The sequence below is a fragment of the Pararcticibacter amylolyticus genome, assembly GCF_003130405.1.
Taxonomy (GTDB): domain Bacteria; phylum Bacteroidota; class Bacteroidia; order Sphingobacteriales; family Sphingobacteriaceae; genus Arcticibacter; species Arcticibacter amylolyticus.
Genome location: NZ_QEAS01000001.1, coordinates 188,942 through 203,557, shown reverse-complemented (window position 1 = coordinate 203,557; position 14,616 = coordinate 188,942). Strand labels below are relative to the sequence as shown.

Annotated in this window: 9 protein-coding genes; 7 read left to right on the top strand and 2 right to left on the bottom strand. The window is 47.8% G+C overall.

Translation table 11 applies throughout. From position 1 onward, the window contains the following. On the bottom strand, nt 1-1,518 hold a 1,518-nt coding region (locus tag DDR33_RS26560), incomplete at its 3' end, for a cytochrome c biogenesis protein ResB (protein ID WP_238387609.1). 257 nt (nt 1,519-1,775) lie between these two features. On the opposite strand from DDR33_RS26560, the gene egtB reads away from it, so the two are divergent. The 7 genes from egtB (at nt 1,776) to DDR33_RS00875 (ending at nt 12,947) form a co-directional block, all read left to right on the top strand. Continuing rightward, complete coding sequence (gene egtB / locus DDR33_RS00905; RefSeq protein ID WP_109413878.1) at nt 1,776-2,960, top strand: ergothioneine biosynthesis protein EgtB; 1,185 nt, start codon at nt 1,776-1,778, stop codon at nt 2,958-2,960. A gap of 4 nt (nt 2,961-2,964) precedes the next feature. Continuing rightward, nucleotides 2,965-3,909 (top strand): L-histidine N(alpha)-methyltransferase, encoded by a 945-nt coding sequence (locus DDR33_RS00900; RefSeq protein ID WP_109413877.1) that lies wholly within the window; start codon nt 2,965-2,967, stop codon nt 3,907-3,909. A gap of 38 nt (nt 3,910-3,947) precedes the next feature. Further along, on the top strand, nt 3,948-5,339 hold the full coding sequence (locus DDR33_RS00895; RefSeq protein WP_109413876.1) for an ATP-binding protein: 1,392 nt from the start codon (nt 3,948-3,950) through the stop codon (nt 5,337-5,339). Between the two features lie 58 nt (nt 5,340-5,397). Beyond that, complete coding sequence (locus DDR33_RS26905; RefSeq protein ID WP_109413875.1) at nt 5,398-7,059, top strand: FAD-dependent oxidoreductase; 1,662 nt, start codon at nt 5,398-5,400, stop codon at nt 7,057-7,059. Nucleotides 7,060-7,288: 229 nt separating this feature from the next. Continuing rightward, complete coding sequence (locus DDR33_RS00885) at nt 7,289-8,524, top strand: exonuclease SbcCD subunit D C-terminal domain-containing protein (RefSeq protein WP_109413874.1); 1,236 nt, start codon at nt 7,289-7,291, stop codon at nt 8,522-8,524. A gap of 4 nt (nt 8,525-8,528) precedes the next feature. Continuing rightward, complete coding sequence (locus tag DDR33_RS00880; protein WP_109413873.1) at nt 8,529-12,257, top strand: AAA family ATPase; 3,729 nt, start codon at nt 8,529-8,531, stop codon at nt 12,255-12,257. Between the two features lie 81 nt (nt 12,258-12,338). Then, nucleotides 12,339-12,947, top strand: coding sequence for a porin family protein (locus tag DDR33_RS00875; protein WP_109413872.1), 609 nt, complete (start codon nt 12,339-12,341; stop codon nt 12,945-12,947). A gap of 186 nt (nt 12,948-13,133) precedes the next feature. Here the strand turns inward: DDR33_RS00875 and DDR33_RS00870 are convergent, their stop codons facing one another. Continuing rightward, nucleotides 13,134-14,513 carry an MFS transporter gene (locus DDR33_RS00870; RefSeq protein WP_109413871.1) on the bottom strand — a complete coding sequence of 460 codons (1,380 nt, stop codon included), beginning with the start codon at nt 14,511-14,513 and terminating at the stop codon, nt 13,134-13,136. Nucleotides 14,514-14,616 lie beyond the last annotated feature (103 nt).

Here is a 14,616-nt window from a genome sequence, read left to right as displayed (position 1 = left end):
CTGAAGCTGGTTGCTTTCAGAAGGTCCGTGCATATCGATGTCCTGAGTGAAACCTGCTGCCGGGAATGACATCAGGAGAAGTGCCGTCAGAGCCTTACGGGAAAGCGATTTGAGCTGTCCGTTTAGCTTGGAGAATCGTGTCCCTTTCCAGAAGAGCGAAGCAAACATCCCAAAGAACAGGAATGCGTATCCGCCGTAAGTAGTAGAGGTACCCCAGAAATCATGATTTACAGACAACACTGTCCCTTTTTCATCCTGGTCATAGCTCGATTGAAAGAAGCGGTAACCCCTGTGGTCGAGCACGTGGTTCATGAAAATAGTATAAGGAGCCTCAGAGCCTCCGTCCACAACCAGTACATCAGAGGCGTATGACGCAGGACTGGTACTGCCGGGATATTTCTCCATCTTGAATTTCTTGAGTTTTAGTGCAAAAGGCGTATTGTAAATGGCTGATCCATAGCCGATAGATACGGTAAGGCCTCCTATTTCGGACTGATGCTGGTAGCCTGTCAGCCCTTTACCGCCATAGAAGGATACTGTATCTGTCTTGTTCCCGCTGGATAGTTCGAGGGTGACCATATCAGGATCGTTTTCATTAGTCCTTTTGTCACCTTCGAAGCGCACGATCTTTCCTGTCTGAGGCATCTGGGGAACTACAAAAGCAAATCCCGCCAGGTTATAGAGACTTCTGAGGACGAAGGCCGACTTTTGTCCGCTTCCTTTCACATCACCCTTTGCCTGCGTCGCCATCGTCATATAGGAACCGTCTACCGGCGAGGAAATAGCGAGTGATTCTCCCTCGTCGCTGATATTTACAGCCCCTTCAGTTTCTTTGTTGTAGCTTACCAGCATATTCTGGATAAGCTGCACACTGCCGGATGCGATATACTTATTTTCACGGTTCCCATTCACCAGTGCCACGATATGAAGAATGCGCTTCCCGCCAGGCGATGCTACAAGAGAATCCTGTGCTCTGGGTGTAAATTCGAGAACACGCATTTTTACCCTTTTACCCATAAAATCATATTCTTCGACCCTGTCTTTTTTGAATGGGCGCAGATAACGGGGAACATTGTCAGAAGTAAGGATCATGGGTACATCTTTGTATGCCAGGGCCTGCTCGCCATCGGTGATCTGGACTTTCAGGAAAGTGGCATCTGAAATAATTTCGTTGGACGACTGGCCTTCCCTGATATGCATAGTCCCTTCAAAGCTGATATAGCGGGTGATAGCGCCCCCAATAAATAGCATGATGAATGCCATGTGAAATACAAAGAGAGGCCACTTTTGCCTTGTGTATAAGCGGTAACGCCTGATATTTCCAAGAAAGTTAAAGATCAGGATCAGCATGATCATCTCAAACCACCAGCTATTGTAGATAAGTGCTTTCGCAACAGGGGTACCATAGTCGTTCTCCACAAAAGTGGCAACAGCCATAGATAAAGCGTACAATAAGAGCATGAAACCCGTAGTGCGGGTAGAGATCAATCTGGAAATAATATTTTTCAATGTTTGCATTTGTATTGCTGTGTGTGCCCTTTCAATGGGCTCTGCCCGATCAGGAATTAAAGGCAACAAAATTAAGCGTTTACACTGTAACTTTTATGAAGTTCCTTACATGATTGATGAAGGCAGGTCAAAATACCGTAATTTATTCGTTGCAGTTCCCAGATCCGCGATGGCGCTTGTGTAAACAAAAAAAAGAGTCCCGATATTAACATGCAGGATTTCGCATCACCAAACGAACTCTATTGCCTCTTAATTGTTAAGGCTGTATGAACGCTATTCTTACAGGTCAATCAGAAAATATAAGCTGTCTGACCCGCTATAATCAAACCCGTCAGCGTACTGTTGATATTTGCCGCTCATTGGAAACCGAAGACTACGTAGTGCAGCCCGCTGTATTCGTGAGCCCCCCGAAATGGCATCTCGGACATACCACCTGGTTCTTTGAGTCTTTTATTCTACAGCATCACCTGGCGGATTATAAGCCGTTCAATCCGAACTATAGCTTTGTTTTCAACAGCTATTACGAAAGTGTCGGCGCGAGGGTGGTAAGAACCAACCGCGGCAATCTCAGCAGGCCAACAGTTCAGGATATTTACGATTACCGGGGGTATGTAGATAATGCCATGAACAGTTTATTGTCAGATCCGGGTATTTCTCAAAGCCTGGAAGAATTGGTGATTCTCGGCATGAATCATGAAGAACAGCACCAGGAGCTCCTGTTTACTGATATCAAATACATTCTGGGGCACAATCCGCTTCTGCCGGCTTTTAACCAGTCAGTTGCAGGCGAGCCAGTTCCTCAGTCCTCCGGCGCATTTCTGAAGGTCGAAGCCGGGCTCTATCATATAGGACATACGGGCAACAGTTTTTCTTTTGACAATGAGCATGGGCAGCACCAGGTTTACCTGGGCGATTATGAGATAAACGAGTCACTAGTGAGTGCCGCCGAATATCTGAACTTCATTCATGACGGAGGTTACAGGAATTTCATTCACTGGCATTCCGATGGATGGGAATGGGTAAACGCACATAAAATAGAAGCACCGCTTTACTGGTTTAATATAGATGGTGAATGGTCTCATTATACATTCAGGGGGCTTGAAAAGCTTCGTCCTGATGAACCTGTTACCCATATATCATGGTATGAGGCTACAGCTTTTGCATCATGGAAAGGAATGCGTCTGCCCACCGAGTTCGAATGGGAGGCTGCAGCCCGGAGGTTCGGCTGGGGTGATTGCTGGGAATGGACAGGAAGCGCTTATCTGCCTTACCCTGGTTTTATAAAGGCTCCCGGGGCTTTAGGCGAATACAACGGGAAATTTATGATCAACCAGATGGTGTTAAGGGGGGCATCTGTTTTTACACCTCCGGGCCATTCGCGTATTACTTACCGCAATTTCTTCTCACCGGATACACGGTGGCAATTAGCCGGGATCAGGCTGGCACGTTAAACTTATGAATCAGTTTTATTCCGATGTAGTTAAAGGATTAAGTTCTAATCCTAAATATCTTTTGTCTAAGTACTTTTATGATGATGCAGGCGACGTGATTTTTGAGAAGATCATGCGCTCACCTGATTACTATCTGACAAGGTGTGAGCTTAGCATTTTTAAAGATCAGACACAGCAGCTCATAGAGGCTTTTGATGCCGGTTCTGCTCAGTACGATATTGTGGAGCTCGGTGCCGGTGATGCATTAAAAACATCGCATCTCCTTCGTTACTTAGTACAAAATGGCAAAGAGTTCACCTATTATCCCATTGATATATCAAAGCAGGTCATACAGAAACTGGAGATGCACCTGCCCCGGCAAATCCCGTGGCTGCAGGTAACTGGCTTGAACGGGGAATATTTTCCAATGCTCGAAGAGGCTGGCAGGCTGTCGGGCAGAAAGAAAGTGGTTCTCTTCCTTGGCTCTAACATTGGGAATATGTATCCCCGTGAAGCGCAGGAGTTTTGCCGGCAGCTGAATGGGATGCTGATGCCGGGAGATATATTATTGATGGGGGCGGATCTTAAAAAGCACCCGGAAACTATACTAAAAGCTTATAATGATGAAGAGGGCCTCACAAGAGAGTTCAACCTGAATCTGCTGCGGAGAATGAACAGCGAACTGGATGCAGATTTTGATGTCTCTGCCTTTCAGCATTTTCAGACTTATGATCCGGGGACAGGCTCCTGTAAAAGTTACCTGATCAGTCTGGCAGATCAGGAAGTGACTATTGGTTCAGAAAAGAAAGTGTTTTACTTTTCTGAAAATGAAAGTATCTTCACTGAAGTGTCCCAAAAATATAGTCCCGGGGAGCTTGGAGCTTTGGCAGAGTCGGCCGGTTTTACATCGCTGGCTCAATTTTTCGACTCCAGGTCCTGGTTTACAGATGTGATTTGGGGAAAGGTTTGATAATCCCCGCTGGTATAATAAATTAACGCAAATCAGGTATGGCTGTATTTGACCCTGCTTATTTGAAGTCGCTGCCCGTCTTCAGCGAAATTCCTGCTGAACATCTTCAATGGCTGCTGCAGACATCCGAAATCATTACGCTGCAGGCAGGGGAACTGTTGTTTGATACCGGGCAATCGGCTGACTACATGTATGTACTGCTGGGAGGTCAGCTGAATTTAAGTCTGGAGCAAAGCGGGCAGTATAGCTTTTTTTCATCCCTGAAACAGGGCGACGTAACCGGGTATCTGCCCTTCTCCCGCCTGAAAGTCGCGGGCGGGCGGGCGGTAGCGCAGGATCATGCCAGCGTCCTCAGGCTGCATAAGCGGCATTTTGGCGAGATGGAGCAGGTGAGCCCGGAAATGGTACAGAAATTAGTGGCGCTGATGACCGACAGGGTTCGTGAATTTACCCGTACAGAACAACAACACGAAAAGTTAATTGCATTGGGCAAGCTTTCGGCCGGACTGGCTCACGAGCTTAATAATCCGGCGGCGGCAATCGTGAGAAGCGCTTCCGAACTACGCCGCATGCATCACGCAGTACCAGATAAATTTAAACGTATTATGACCATGCAGCTTACACCTGAGCAGGTGGACGAGCTGAATGCGGTGCTTTTTTCTTTGATGGAAGACGGCCGCGATAATAATCTTCCCCTGATGGAGCGGGCCAGTCTTGAAGATGAGTTGATTGACTGGCTGGATCAGAAAGATGTTGAAGAGACTTATTCCCTTGCCGGGATATTTGCAGGGTGGAATGTGACTGTTGACAGCCTTGAAAAAGTATCAGTGATACTTGGTGGGAAATATTTACCTGAAATTCTGGATTGGATCGCGAACAGCCTGGAGACAGAACGGGTGATCTGCAATATCCAGTCTGCTACGCGCAGGATTTCGGAACTGGTGAGCGCCGTGAAGACCTATTCACATATGGACCAGGGCCAGGGAAAGGAGAAGACCAGTGTTCGGGATGGTATAGGCAGCACGCTTACCATCCTCAACCATAAACTCAAGGAAAAGGACATTCGGGTGGAGCGGAACTATGATGCCGGCTTGCCTTTGGTTCCGGCTTTTGTAGGAGAACTTAACCAGCTCTGGACGAATATTATTGATAACGCCGTGGATGCAATGTCGGAGAAAGGAACTCTCAGGATTGATGCCTGGCCTGAACCCGGCAAGGTGATTGTACGGATTGCAGATGATGGTCATGGTATCCCTAAAGATGTGCTTCCTCATATCTATGAACCCTTTTTCTCCACCAAACAGGTTGGGAAGGGCACGGGGCTGGGCCTGGATATCGTGCATAAAATAGTCATGCATCACGGCGCTTCGATCAAGGTTAGTTCTGAACCCGGAAACACCGTTTTCCAGATTTGCTTTCCTCTTGATTAGGTTTTCATTAAATTACGGAACATATCATGCAGCTACAAATATTTACTGAAGTCCTGAAATGAAACAACCGGTTATTTTTGCGCTAGACGACGACCAGCAGGTGTTACAGGCGCTGGTACGCGATTTGCGTACACGCTACCGCCAGGAATATAAGATTTTAGGTACAACTTCTGCGACTGAGGCTCTGGATAGCCTTCACGGGCTTAAAAACAAAGGCGCGGAGATCGCTCTTTTCATCTCAGATCAGCGGATGCCGGAGATGCCGGGTGTTGAATTCCTGCAGAAGGCCCGTGCCTCTTATCCTGATGCAAAACGCGTATTGCTGACAGCCTATTCTGATACAGAGGCCGCCATTAAAGCAATCAACGAAGTGAAGCTGGATTATTATTTTATAAAACCCTGGGACCCACCAGAAGAAAAGCTTTTTCCAGTCATTGACGACTTGCTGCAGGAATGGCAATACACCTATTTCCCTAACTACACCGGGATCCGGATTATCGGGTACCAGTGGTCGCCGAGGTCTCATGAGCTTAAAGATTTCCTGGCAGGTAATCTCTTTCCGTACCAGTGGCTGGATATTGAAACGAACGAAAAAGCGAAAGAACTGGTCACTTTGAATAAAATTGATCTGAGCTCATTGCCCGTTCTGTTTTTCGAGGACGGATCATTTCTGCCGCATTCAAGTCTGGCTGCAATAACAGAAAAGCTCGGTATACAGGCAAAAGCTTCCAGTGAGCTTTATGATGTCGCCATCATTGGTGCCGGCCCGGCAGGACTGGCTGCTGCAGTATACGGAGCCTCGGAAGGCTTAAAGACACTGCTGATAGAAAAGCGAGCACCCGGCGGACAGGCAGGCACAAGTTCACGCATTGAAAATTATCTCGGTTTTCCTACCGGGCTAAGTGGAGCGGAGCTTACCCGCCGTGCAGTCACCCAGGCCCAGCGCTTTGGAACCGAACTCGTGTCACAGCAGCAGGTCACCGCAATAAGGCTTAACAACCAGTATAAGATCATAACGCTTTCTGACGGAACAGAGATTAACGCCCTTAGTGTGATCATTACTACGGGAGTAGATTACCGGAAGCTCGAAAAGCGGGGAATTGAAGAGTTCACCGGTGCCGGTATCTATTACGGAGCAGCTATGACAGAGGCTCAGGCCTGCCAGGGAAGAGAGGTATATATTATCGGAGGAGGTAACTCTGCCGGGCAGGCAGCTATGTACCTGGCAAAATTTGCGGCCAACGTGCATATCGTTATCCGGAAGGAATCCCTGAGTTCCACAATGTCACAGTATCTTATTGATCAGATAAATGAAACTGAAAATATCACTGTTCTGGGAAATACTGAAATATTGGAAGCCAAAGGAGACCGCAGGCTCCAGGAACTCGATCTTATGGAGATCGGGAGCGGACAACAGCGAACGGTACCGGCTGATTCCCTGTTTATTTTTATAGGTGCCAAGCCTTATACTGACTGGATCGGGCTTAATATTATAAAAAGCGACAAAGGGTTCATTGAAACAGGAAGAGATCTGGTGCAGTATCCCGGTTACCGTAAGTTCTGGAAACTGGAACGGGAGCCCTTCCTTCTTGAAACCTGCTGCCCCGGCGTATTCGCTGCGGGCGATGTCAGGGCAGGGGCTATGAACCGTATTGCATCTGCCGTCGGAGAAGGTGCTATGGCCGTCAAGTTTGTACATGAATACCTGGCCGAGATATAAAAGTGCTTTCGCTGGCCGGTAGATAAAATAGAATGGCGGGTATCGTCCGGAATAAAAAAAGAGGGAGCACCTTGTACTCCCTCTTAACCAAACCACAATTAACTATGAATATCTTTTTCTTATGAATGTACTTTGTTTACGGCATCAGTAGGGAAAGGTTACATTTTAAATTATTTTTCATCCGCGGGTAGCCGCTATTTTCCTTTACTTGTCCTTACTTTTGTTATTGGTGAGAATTCTTCATACAGCCGACTGGCATATAGGCCAGCTATTTCATGAGTACGACCGCAGCTACGAGCATCAGCAGTTTCTCAACTGGCTCAGCATTACCTTGCAGGAACAGGAGATCGATGTACTGCTGGTAAGTGGTGATGTGTTTGACCTTTCGAATCCGTCTGCCGCAGCAGTGAAGATGTTTTACAGTTTTCTGAACCGGGCTTTGAAAATGCGTCCCGGGCTGCAGATTGTCGTTACGGCCGGAAACCATGATTCTGCCTCGCGGCTTGAGGTTCCGAAGCCTTTGCTTGAATCTTCCGCGATCCACATAGTCGGGGTGATCGGGAAAGACCAGGAAGGCAAAATAGATTACAGGAAGCTTTTAATTCCCCTGCGAAACCAGGAAGGAAAGGTCTGTGCATGGTGCCTGGCTGTGCCGTTTCTCAGGATGGGTGATTATCCGTCTGTAGCAGACTGCGATAACCCTTATGCGGAAGGGGTAGCCCAATTTTACAGAGAAGCCTGCCAGTTAGCACTTGACCTGAAGACAGATGATCAACCCCTGATTGCCATGGGGCACCTGCATACGCAGAAGGCGGAAGTCAGCGATATGGATAAGTCCGAAAGGCTTATTATGGGTGGGGTTGAATGTATTTCGGCGGCCGCCTTCGACGAAGCAATAAAGTATGTAGCACTCGGACATATCCACAAAGCGCAACGTGTTGGCGGAAAAGAACATATCAGGTATTGCGGGAGCCCGGTGCCTATGTCCTTTTCTGAAATGAACTATAAGCATCAGGTCATGGTGTTTGATCTGAATGAGGAAGGGATCAGTGACCTGCACTCCATAGAAGTACCGTTGTCAGTAGCTCTGCAGCGGGTTCCATCGGTGCACAGCCCCCTGCCGGCCGTGCTTGCTGCGTTGCAGCAATTACCGGAGGCCGGCGATACGCAGCCGCCTTACCTGGAGGTGAGGGTACTGCAGGACGGCCCGGAGCCGGGATTAAGACATAAGATTGAAACTGCATTAAGCGGCAAGCACGTCCGGCTGGCGAAGATTGATGTGAAGACTGCTGCGGAGGAGCAGAAGGCTGGTGGGGCGCAGGTTGCTTCCCCCGATAAATTACACGACCTCCAGCCCCTCGATATATTGAAAAAAATATACCGTCAAAGGTACGGTAATGAAGTACCAGAAGAAATAATCCGTTTGTTCAATGAAGTAAGCCAGGAGGCTTCGCAGGAGGATTAGTAGCATGAAGATATTAGCAATACGGATCAAAAACCTCGCCTCTCTGGAAGGAAGCACAGAGATCGATTTCACGCAGGAGCCTCTTTGCTCAGCAGGGATCTTTGCCATTACCGGGCCTACAGGAGCCGGGAAATCGACCATCCTGGATGCACTCTGTCTGGCGTTGTATAATAAAACACCCCGGTATATACAGGCTAAAGAAACAGGAATAGAGGTCAGGGATGTGGAGGGCAGCAAGATAGGGCAGAGCGATGTCCGGGCTATCCTGAGGGACGGGACTGCCGACGGGTTTGCAGAAGTTGATTTTGTAGGTATAGATAAAGACTGCTACCGGGCATCGTGGAGCGTCAGGAGAGCACGCAACAAAGCTGAAGGTGCGTTACAAAGCGCAGAGGTAAGCCTGAGGAACCTGACAAAAAATACGGATATAGGAGGGAAGAAGACTGATCTCCTTCCTGAGATAGAACGCCTGGTGGGCTTGAATTTTGAACAGTTCAGGCGGTCGGTATTATTACCTCAAGGCGATTTTACGGCTTTTCTAAAAGCAGACAAAGACGAAAAGTCGTCCCTGCTGGAGAAGCTTACCGGAACTGAAGTTTATTCGGCTATTTCCAGGCGGGTACACGAGCGTCACCGGGATGAAGTACAGAAACTCCGGGAGCTCAATCTGAAAAGAGAAGGTGTTGAAACGCTCTCACAGGAAGAGCTTGATTTGCTTACTAAAAGAAAAGAGGAACAGGAGAATGCGCTCAGGGAAGATGAGCAGCAGCTCATGCTTTTAAATAAAGAAATAGGATGGTATCAGGCGCTGGCAGCTATAAAAGCGGAATGTGATCAGGCAGACGAGGTATTTAAACAGGCCCTCGGAGAAAAACAAAATGCCATCGTCCGGCAGCAAAGACTTCGTCAGGTGGAGCAGGTACAGGCTCTGCGGACATGGTTTGACCGTATGAAAGTTGCTGGGCAGCAGAGGACAGTCAGGTTAGCTGCCCTGACGAGCCTGGAAAAAGAATCAGGGATCCTGCATCAGGAAAAGGAAAGGGTGGCTCTGGCTTTAAAACTCGCGGAGGAAGAGCTGGCTTTGCGGATAAGGCAAAAAGATGAAACATTACCGCTGCTTCAGCAGGCAAGGGAGCTGGATGTTCGGATCAGGGAGGCAGCCAGCCAGTTGTCAAAGGCAAGTGAGGAGCTGCAGTCTGCACAGAAAAAGAAACAGGAACACGACAACCAGTTGGGTGCAAAGAGGGAAGAAGCGGACAAGCTGAAAGCCGAGCTTGGCAAACTTGAACTGTGGAAAACCGAAAATTCATCGCGGCAATCCATTGCCGAAAATGAAGCGGTGATAGTATCAAAGTTGTCAGACGCACAAAAGCAGCTGGACGCCTTGCAGGAGCTCAGCAACGCTCAGGAAGAGATACAGGAAGAATTTGCTGTAACCGAGGCTGGCAAAACAGAGCTTGAAGGGCAGTATGCGGAGGGCGACAGGCAATTACAGGAAGTGTTGGTCTGGATAGAGGAAGAGCTTAAAGCTTTGTCTTCCATACAGGCAGAGGTTTTGGAGGATGAAAAGCGGAAGGCCGATGCCGTCGTAGAAGAATTGATCGCTGCGGAAGGCCAATGGAATTATCTTTATAAAACCATCATTGCGCACGCCCAGCTTCAGGCCAGTATGGAGAAGAATCTCCGCGAGCTGGATGATAATAAAAATCAATTTGGAGAGCTGGATCGGATGTTTAGTACCGTACAGGCGCAGAGGGACGCCTCGTTGCGGATGCTTCAGATTGCTCAGCAAGCTGTAAGCAAGGACGTTGAAGCCCTTCGTTCTCAGCTTGCAGCGGGAGAAGAATGCCCCGTTTGTGGGAGTACAGAGCACCCTTATGTTACCTCAGACCGGAAGCTTTATGATCTGCTCGAAGAGCAGAAAGCGGAACATGAACGGAATGAAGCTGCCTTTGCCAGTATGCTGAGCCGCCACGGTGCCCTTCAGTCCGCCTGTCATCAGCTTGAAAAGCTCGTTGCCGCTCAGCAGAAAGAAATAGCAGCAGGAGAGCTAAGTCTCGGAACCTTGCGGGATGCATGGACCTCTCTCGAAATACAACGCCAATGTGCTGATATTGCCGACACCCAAAAGGCAGGATGGCTGCGTGAGCGCCTGAATGATAAAAGAGCATTGCAGGAGCGGTTGCAGTTTCAGATCAGTACATACAATCAAAAGCGGCAGGAAATTGAACGTCTGAAAAGCGAATCTGCCGGCCAGGAGAGGAGGCTCAGCTTGCTCAGCGACCAGGTAAAAGACGCCGGAAGAAAGCAAATTTCTCTCGAAGAAAGAAAGCGTGTCAATTACCAGAATATTGACAGGATCAACGCAGAACTGAAAGATACCGAACGGATGTTGTCGCCATTCTTTGTGTTTAACACCTGGTTTGAAAATTGGAAGGCCAGTCCGCAGGCTTTTCTCGAACGCATATCCGTGTTCTCATCTCAATGGAAGCAAAAATCAGAACAGTCAGAGCAATTATCCCGGCAGGAGGCACTTGTGTCGGCCGCTATTACGGGGCTGCTGGAAAATAGTGTTCATCTTACTGAAGAGGTAGAAACCCGCCTGAATGCTGTCAGCAAACTGAACGCAGTATTCGAAGAACTGAGGAAACAAAGAAACCTGATCTTTTCCGGAACATCTGTTTCAGAGGCAGAAGCTTTCCTGGGAAACGCTATTGAATCCGCCCGAACAGCCCTTGACGGGCAAATTGCAAGAGTCACCAGGCTCGAAACAGACAGTGCAAGATTACGGGCATTGAAGGAGCAGGCAATAGAGAATATCACATCGCTGGAGAAGCAGGTAGAAGAGTGCTCCGGGGAAATTGGCCGATGGCTGTCTGGTTATAACTCCCGCAATACCCCGCCTCTTGAACAAAAGACGCTGGAAGAACTGCTGTCTCTTTCAATCGAATGGGTAGAATCTGAACGTTCGGCCTTAAAGGCGATCGACGATGCCGTCACCCGATCAGGATCAATAGCAGAGGAGCGAAGGGCAGCATATGCCAGTCACCAGCAGCAACGCTTATCCCTGCGTGATTACGAGGATCTGATACAGGCAGAAAAAGATCTGAAAGAACGCATCAGGGGAGAACAGGAAGAGTGTAACGGGATCAGTTTCCGCCTCCGCCAGGATCAGGAAAATAAACAAAGGATAACCAGCATCCTTCATGCCGTCGAATCTCAGTCGGGTACAGTAGAATTGTGGGCGAAGCTATATGATGTGATTGGGTCGGCCGATGGAAAGAAATTCAGACAGATCGCACAGGAATATACCCTGGATGTCCTGCTCAGCTTCGCCAATGTACACCTGGAGATGTTGAGCAGTCGTTATATATTGCAGCGCATTCCCCACACCCTCGGTCTCCAGGTGGTAGACCAGGATATGGGAGACGAAGTAAGAACTGTTTTTTCCCTCTCCGGAGGAGAATCGTTCCTGGTCTCCCTGGCGCTTGCCCTTGGACTGGCATCTTTGTCGTCAAACCGCATGAAGGTAGAATCGCTCTTTATTGACGAGGGTTTCGGCTCACTTGATCCGCAAACCTTAAACATCGCTATGGATGCGCTGGAACGCCTGTATAACCAGGGAAGGAAGGTCGGCGTTATCTCGCATGTGCAGGAAATGACAGAGAGGATCCCGGTGCAGATCAGGGTAAGCAAGCAAAGCAGCGGGAAGAGCCTGGTGGAAGTGTTATAAATTGTACAACCCATCATATCTTCATTTTGACGGATACAGGAATTGTGATACATTTGGGGACCTTAAAAATCATACACAATTATGCCAAGATTTATTATTGTTCTCCTTGTTGTATTAAGCCTTTGTACAACCGCATTTTCTCAAACGAAAGGCAAAGTCGAATTTGGTATCAACGCAGGCTATAACGCTGCAACCGTAACTGCTGGTGAAAACACCAACAGCAAATACAGGAGCGGGTTTAACGCAGGCGTTTCTGCTGACTATTATTTTTCTGACAGATGGAGTATCAAAGGAAAACTAAACTATGATCAGAAAGGCTGGAATAATGGTTTCGTGCAGATGGACAACACAACCTACACTACCGATTTTCATCTGGATTACCTGACTATTCCCGTAATGGCGAACTGGCATTTCGGACGTACCCGCAACTGGTATCTGAATTTCGGTCCTTATGCCGGTATCTTATTGTCGGCCTCGGAGACTGCAGGCGATATGGATCTTAAAAAAGGTTTCTCCAGCGTAGATCTTGGTTTGGATCTGGGTATCGGGGTCAAGATACCCGTTTCAGAAAAGACCAGATTTTTCATTGAGCTTAATGGCCAGGGTGGCTTCACAGACCTGATAAAGAATAATCAGGGAGAAACAATAAGAAGCAGCACCTCAAACGTTAATATCGGCTTCAATTTTTAGCTGTACCCGGAGAACTCTGTGCTCTCCGGCCTCACTATCCGGGAGGAAGAACCCGCAAAGGTTCTTCCTCCTTTTTCTTTCGCACCTACTGCTGTTCTTCTTTAAAGAAGAGGTACTTTTTGTTTATATCTTTTGATTGGAATGACAGATGTTTACTTGTACCCGGACACTGACAGAGGCTGCAGCTTACGCGTTACCATCTCCTCTCCGGAGTTTGGTAAACGTGAGACTCGATAAGATGGTCATAACCGCTAAGGTAAAGAAGGTGTAGTGAAAGGCTCCTGTAAGAGGTAATCCGAATGCGTCAGACTGGTAAAATGACAGAACCAGTCCCGCCACTGAAACACCAAAGCTTATAGATAATTGCTGCATGATAACCAGCATAGTATTACCGCCGCTGGCAGTGTCATCATCCAGGTCGGAGATCGTGATCGTATTCATCGCCGACAGCTGTATAGAGGTTGCAATCCCATAAAAGATCATCAGAATGATATAGAACGGCAGGGGTGTTTCCTTCCCAACAAAACCAAGGAATATCAGCACGATCCCAAGGAATATGGTATTGCTGATCAGCACTGTTTTATATCCGAAGGATCTGATAATGCGCACCACCTGAGTTTTAACAGCCACGTTAGCTAACGCAGAAGGCAATAGTAGCAAGCCCGACACGGACGCGGAATAACCAAAACCAGCCTGCAGCATGAGAGGCATCAACATCGGTAGTCCGCCTATACCCAGTCTCGTGATCAGGCTGCCCAGCAACCCGATTTTCAGTGTTCTTATTCTTAGTAAGCCGAGGTCGATAATAGGTTTTTCTGTCCTTTTAAAATGCCTGTAGTATAACAGGAACAGCAGCCCCGATAAAAAGAAACCTCCCGAAATCATTGGCCATTGCAATAGCCCGGTGCTGATCAGTTCCATCACCAGCGTAACAAATATCAGGGCCAGGCTAAAGAGTACAAGACCTGTAAAATCAAATTTGCCCACTTCATGCTTGAAGTCAGGCATAATCCTGTAAGCCATTAGTATCCCGATGATGCCAATCGGGATGTTTACCAGGAAGATCCAGTGCCAGGATAAATTATCCGACAGGAAGCCTCCAAGGCTTGGACCTACTACAATACCCAGTAATCCAAATAGCGTAATGAAGTTCATGGTTTTCAGTAGTTCGCTGCGCGGATACTGGTATAAAATGGCCAGCCTTGCAATAGGCACCATCATTGAGGCGCCGATAGCCTGCAGGATCCTGGATAAAATCAGGGCCGGCAGACTTGCCGAAAGTGCACAGAACAGTGAACCCGATACAAATAAGCTCACAGCCAGCATAAACATACTCCTCGACCCGAATTTGTCTGAAAGCCATCCTGAAAGCGGAATAAACAAAGCCAGAGTGAGAGTATAACTTACTATAACGGATTGCATTTCAGTCGGAGAGTAATGCATGTCCCTCGCAATAACGGGCAATGAAGTATTCAGAATAGTTGCATCCAGGGACTGGATAAACATAGCGATCGCCGTCACCCAGGGTAATAAACTTCCTTTAGCCGAATAGTTCTCTTTAGACATTTATATTACTTTGCGAACACGATATTAACGCGAAGTCGCAGATTTGTGGCTAAAATAATGTAATCCGGGGGTTTTACGTAATCCGGTGAAGCGAAATCTTACC

What these genes read in the sequence shown, in the direction of transcription:
- egtB (WP_109413878.1), top strand. Translation starts at nt 1,776, where the DNA reads ATGAACGCTATTCTTACAGGTCAATCAGAAAATATAAGCTGTCTGACC.
- DDR33_RS00870 (WP_109413871.1), bottom strand. Translation starts at nt 14,513, where the DNA reads ATGTCTAAAGAGAACTATTCGGCTAAAGGAAGTTTATTACCCTGGGTG.
- DDR33_RS00880 (WP_109413873.1), top strand. Translation starts at nt 8,529, where the DNA reads ATGAAGATATTAGCAATACGGATCAAAAACCTCGCCTCTCTGGAAGGA.
- DDR33_RS00895 (WP_109413876.1), top strand. Translation starts at nt 3,948, where the DNA reads ATGGCTGTATTTGACCCTGCTTATTTGAAGTCGCTGCCCGTCTTCAGC.
- DDR33_RS26905 (WP_109413875.1), top strand. Translation starts at nt 5,398, where the DNA reads ATGAAACAACCGGTTATTTTTGCGCTAGACGACGACCAGCAGGTGTTA.
- DDR33_RS00875 (WP_109413872.1), top strand. Translation starts at nt 12,339, where the DNA reads ATGCCAAGATTTATTATTGTTCTCCTTGTTGTATTAAGCCTTTGTACA.
- DDR33_RS00900 (WP_109413877.1), top strand. Translation starts at nt 2,965, where the DNA reads ATGAATCAGTTTTATTCCGATGTAGTTAAAGGATTAAGTTCTAATCCT.